Annotated in this window: 5 protein-coding genes; 4 read left to right on the forward strand and 1 reads right to left on the reverse strand. The window is 72.8% G+C overall.

Annotation, left to right across the window (positions count from 1 at the left end; genetic code table 11):
* Positions 1-166 precede the first annotated feature (166 nt).
* The 3 genes from HMPREF0058_RS02225 to HMPREF0058_RS13125 are packed head-to-tail and all read left to right on the forward strand — an operon-like array spanning position 167 to position 2675.
* A complete protein-coding gene (locus HMPREF0058_RS02225) occupies positions 167-766 on the forward strand; it encodes an ATP-binding cassette domain-containing protein (RefSeq protein WP_006548040.1) in 600 nt (199 codons plus the stop codon).
* Positions 763-1929, forward strand: coding sequence for an ABC transporter transmembrane domain-containing protein (locus HMPREF0058_RS13120; RefSeq protein ID WP_006548041.1), 1167 nt, complete (start codon positions 763-765; stop codon positions 1927-1929). Before HMPREF0058_RS02225 ends, HMPREF0058_RS13120 begins: the two co-directional genes overlap by 4 nt.
* Entirely contained in the window at positions 1824-2675 is an 852-nt protein-coding gene (locus HMPREF0058_RS13125) for an ATP-binding cassette domain-containing protein (protein WP_248596990.1), read from the forward strand. Before HMPREF0058_RS13120 ends, HMPREF0058_RS13125 begins: the two co-directional genes overlap by 106 nt.
* Positions 2676-2806: 131 nt before the next feature.
* Here the strand turns inward: HMPREF0058_RS13125 and HMPREF0058_RS02235 are convergent, their stop codons facing one another.
* Positions 2807-3724, reverse strand: a complete 918-nt coding sequence (locus tag HMPREF0058_RS02235; RefSeq protein WP_006548043.1) for a cation diffusion facilitator family transporter — start codon at positions 3722-3724, stop codon at positions 2807-2809.
* A 179-nt stretch (positions 3725-3903) separates the two neighbouring features.
* Here HMPREF0058_RS02235 and HMPREF0058_RS02240 point away from each other — a divergent pair.
* Positions 3904-4573, forward strand: a 670-nt coding sequence (locus HMPREF0058_RS02240) for a trimeric intracellular cation channel family protein (protein ID WP_006548044.1), incomplete at its 3' end; no start/stop codon positions are given.

Below are 4573 nucleotides of genomic sequence, written 5' to 3' on the forward strand. Positions count from 1 at the left end.
GGGCGGCCAGCCTGGCCGCCACCCCGGCGGCCAGCCTGGAGGGCGTCGCGGCGACCACTCGGGCCAGCAGGCCGAGGGGCACCCGAGTGCTCGGCCTGCTGGCCCAGGCCACCGGACCGCGAATGGAAGCTCCGAGCGACGAGTTCAGGAGCACCGCCTCCGCCCGGTGCTGACCGACGTCGACCTGGAGGTTCCCGCCGGGCGGCGCCTAGCCGTCGTCGGGCCCTCGGGCGCGGGCAAGTCAACCCTGCTGGCCCTCCTGGCCGGCGACCTCCTACCCACCAGCGGCACCGTGAGCATCAACGGCACGCGCTCCAGCGCCGCCACGGCGGATGAGGTGCGGGGAGCCAGCGCCCTGGTCACCCAGTCCACCTGGTTGTTCACCGGCACCATCGCGGACAACCTGCGCCTGGCCGATCCTGATGCCACACCTGAGCGGATGTGGTGGGCGCTGGAGGCGGCGAACCTCGCCGACGAAGTCCGCGCGATGTCGCAGGGCCTGGAGACCGCGGTAGGCGAGCGGGGGATGAGCCTGTCAGGCGGGCAGGCCCAGCGCCTGTCACTGGCGCGCGCCTTCCTGGCTGACCGGCCACTGCTGCTTCTGGACGAGCCCACCAGCCAGGTCGACCTCGCCAGTGAGGCCCAGATCGTTGAGGCGATCGAGCGCCTGGCTGAGGGACGCACCGTCGTCACCGTCTCCCACCGTGCCGGGGCGCTGACGGCCTGCGACCGCGTGGTCACGGTTGAGAACGGGGGTCTGCGATGAGCAGGTCAGCCACCCCGGGGAGGACCCCGGAGAACGCCTCGTCCAGCGCCGCGCCGGAGACGGCCCCGCAGCCTTCCACCTCGCGTGACGCCGCTCCCCAGATCCTGCCCCAGACCCAGGGCCAGCCCCAGACCCAGCAGCCCCCGCGCGCGACCACACGCCCGACCACGCGTGCGCTCGTGGCCTGGTTGGTGCGTGCCACCCGACCCGTGCTCTCGCCCCTGGCTGCCTCGGCGGCCTGCCGTGTGATCGCCCAGCTGCTGGGAGTCGGGCTCGTCGCGCTCGCGGCCTGGGGCGTGGTCGACGCTGCCCAGGACGTGCTCGCCGGCCGGGCCCCTCGCCTGTGGCAGCCGGTGGCCGGCATGGCAGTGCTCGCCGTGCTCAAGGCAGCCTTCCGCTACGGCGAGCAGTACCTCGGTCACCTTGTGGCCTTCCAGTGCCTGGAGATCCTGCGCGCCCGACTCTTCACGGCCCTGGCCCCGCGCGCGCCACGGGTCATGATCACTGCGCGCACGGGCGACCTGCTGGCCCGCGCCACCAAGGACGTCGACCGCATCGAGACCTTCTACGCCCACACCTTCGCCCCGGCGGTGAGCGCCGTGGTGGTTCCCGTCGTGGTGCTCACGGCAGCTGGCGTCACCACCACCTTGGCGGTGGCCGGTGCTGCGGCGCTGACCGTGCTCATCGCCGCCGTCCTCGTCCCCACGCTGGGCTGGGGCGCCAGCCGGGCGGCCTCGCGCCGCGCCGTCGTCGCCCGCGCTGAGCTGACCCAGCACGTGACGGACTCCGTTCAGGGCGTGCGCGAGATCGTCGGCTACGGTCGCGTGGCTGAGCGCCTGGCCGCTACGGCCGAGCATGACGACGACGTCGCCCAGCCGCCCGGCCCCTCATCCTCACCGTGTCCGCACGGCGGCTGGCGGTCCAGCTCCTCGTCCTGCTCGCGCCGGTGCTCGTGCTGCTCGTGGGGGCCCAGGCGGTGCTCGACGGGAGCGTCGGCCTGGCGGCGCTCGCCGCTGCGGCAGCCGCCGTCGCGCGCCTGGGGGAGACGGTGCGCGGGGTGGAGGACCTGGCTGGCGCCCTGTCTGGTGCGCTGGCTGCGGCTGAGCGGGTCCACGCCGTCGTCACCGCGGCCCCGGAGCTGGCCGACGGCGACGGCGAGCTGAGGCGTGGCGCGCATGAGCTGCGCTGGGAGTCGGTTACCTACGCCTATCCCGGCGGGCGCCGCCCGGTGCTGCATGACGTGAGCCTGACGGCGCAGGCGGGAGCGTGGACGAGCCTGGTGGGTGCCTCAGGATCAGGCAAGACCACCGTGGCGCACCTGGCCCTGCGCTTTGACGACCCGCAGTCGGGGGCGGTGCGCGTGGACGGGGTGGCCCTGCCCGAGGTGTCGGCCGACTCCCTGCGCCGCGAGGTGGCGCTCGTGGGGCAGGAGGAGGCGCTGCTGCGCGGGAGCGTGGCGGACAACGTCAGGCTCGCGGCGCCGTCGGCCACGCTGGACCAGGTGGAGCAGGCGTGCCGGGTGGCCTGCGTCCACGAGGAGGTCATGGCGATGCCGGGCGGTTACGAGGCGCCCCTGGGGGAGCGCGGCGCTAGCGTGTCTGGCGGGCAGCGGCAGCGTCTGGCCCTGGCGCGGGCGCTGCTGGCTGAGCCGGGCGTGCTCGTGCTCGACGAGTTCACCTCGCACCTGGATCCGGCGCTGGACGCCCGGGTGCGCCAGAGCGTGCGGGCGTGGGCGCGTCGGCACGGGACCACCGTGGTCGAGGTGACGCACCGGCTGGAGCGGATCGGGGAGTCGGACCACGTCGTCGTGCTTGATGGCGGGCGCGTGGTGCAGGCCGGGACGCCGGACCGGCTGCTGGCCGAGGAGGATGGTCCGCTGGCCAGGCTCGTGGCGCGCGAAGCCGGCTGAGCGGCGGGCGGTCTGAGCCGCGGGCTGCCCTCCATCTAGATCGTGGTTTCCTGTGCAGGACCGGGGCATACACACGGTGTAACCCCCGGTCTCACGCAGGAAACCACGTTTCAGATGACGGTGCCGGGCGGTCAGACGTCGTCGACGTCGGCGTAGGACTTGGGATCCTCGATCGGCTCCAGGTGGGCGGACACGCGCAGGCTCGGGTCCTCGGCGACGAGGTCGTCGATGAGCCGCTCAGTGAAGTCGTGCCCCTGCTTGACGCTCCACGTGCCCGGGACCAGGACGTGCAGCTCGGCGAAGCGGCGGTTGCCGGCTTCGCGCACGCGCACGGCGTGGAAGTCGATGACGCCGGTGCGGCGGTGGCGGTCGAGCACGGCCTTGATCCGGGCCAGCGCCTCCGCCGAGGGGGCGATGTCCATCAGGCCGGCGACGGACTCACGAACCAGGCGGAAGCCGGTCCACATGATGTTCAGGCCCGCCCCCAGTGCGACGACGGCGTCGAGCATCGGCTGGCCGGTAATCGCCACGAGCCCCACGCCGATGAGCACCGCGGCGCTCGTCAGGACGTCGGTGGCCAGGTGCTTGGCGTCGGCCACCAGCGTTGCGGAGTTCTCCACCGTGCCCTTGCGGTAGAGCACCCAGGCCACGCCCCCGTTGATGAGGGAGGCGACCACGGAGATCGCCAGACCCGCTCCGAGCTGCTCGGGCATGGTGGGGGTGATGAGGCGTTCAATCGCGGAGAAGATGATGAAGACCGCGGCCACGAAGATCATGGCGCCCTCGACGACCGCCGAGAAGTACTCCGCCTTGGAGTGGCCGAACTGGTGGTCCTCGTCAGCGGGCCGGATCGAGACGCGCAGCACGATGAGCGCCACGACCGCCGCCACCAGGTTGACCAGGGACTCGGCGGCGTCAGAGAGCAGACCCACCGAGCCTGTCATCCACGCAGCCCCGGACTTCAGGGCGATGGTGCCCAGGGCCGCCGCGATGGACAGCCACGCGTAGGCGGACAGGTCCTTGGGCGGGGCGTAGCGCGGTGAGGACATGGGTTCCAGTGTGCGCGCGGCCGGGGCTGCGGGGCGAATCGTGTTTTCGGTGGGCCGCAAGGTGGTTTCGTGCTGCGGGTGAGCCTGGGCCCGGGGCATGGCCGACGGCGTCGGCGACCCCGTCCAGGCCCCGCTAGGCTGTCGTCGTGCTCGCCCCAGTTCTTCACGCCGCCGTCGAGATGCCGGTTCCCGAGGCGTTGTCGAGCACCTTCCGTGCGCTCGACCTGTCCGGCGTCCTCCTCAACGGGATCCTGGGCGGGCTCATCGCGCGCCGCAAGAACTATGACCTCGTGGGCTTCGTGGTACTGGCGATGCTCACGGCCACCGGCGGCGGGATCCTGCGCGACCTCATGATCCAGGCTGGCCCACCCTTCGCGCTGACCGACCCCTACTACCTCTACACCGCCTGCGCGGGTGCGCTGATCGCGTGGTGGCTGCCCTTCAGCTCGCGGCCGGCCAGGCGTTTCCTCGTGGTGGCTGACGCTGTGGTGCTGGGGACGTGGGCAGCCACCGGTGCCTCGAAGGCCTTGGTCAACGGGCTCGGCGTCATGCCCGCGCTGCTGCTGGGGTGCCTGACGGCGGTGGGCGGCTCGATGATCCGCGACATCTCCGTGGGGGAGACCCCGGCGGTCTTCGGCGGGAACAAGCTCTATGCGATCCCGGCATTGTGCTCGGCGGGGACCGAGGTGGCGCTGGTGGTGGTCGGGATCCCGGCGACCTGGGCCATGGTGGCGGCGACGGCTGTGGGTGCGGGGATGTGCCTGCTGGCGTACTGGCGCTCGTGGCGGCTGCCGGTCTCGGCGGAGGTTCAGCGCGAGCGCGAACGACGGCGGGCGGCGCGGCTGGCCG

The organism is Actinomyces urogenitalis DSM 15434, assembly GCF_000159035.1.
Taxonomy (GTDB): Bacteria; Actinomycetota; Actinomycetes; order Actinomycetales; family Actinomycetaceae; genus Actinomyces; species Actinomyces urogenitalis.

Excerpts from the sequence above, each read along its gene's own strand:
- HMPREF0058_RS13120 (WP_006548041.1), top strand. The coding sequence starts at position 763 with ATGAGCAGGTCAGCCACCCCGGGGAGGACCCCGGAGAACGCCTCGTCC.
- HMPREF0058_RS02235 (WP_006548043.1), bottom strand. The coding sequence starts at position 3,724 with ATGTCCTCACCGCGCTACGCCCCGCCCAAGGACCTGTCCGCCTACGCG.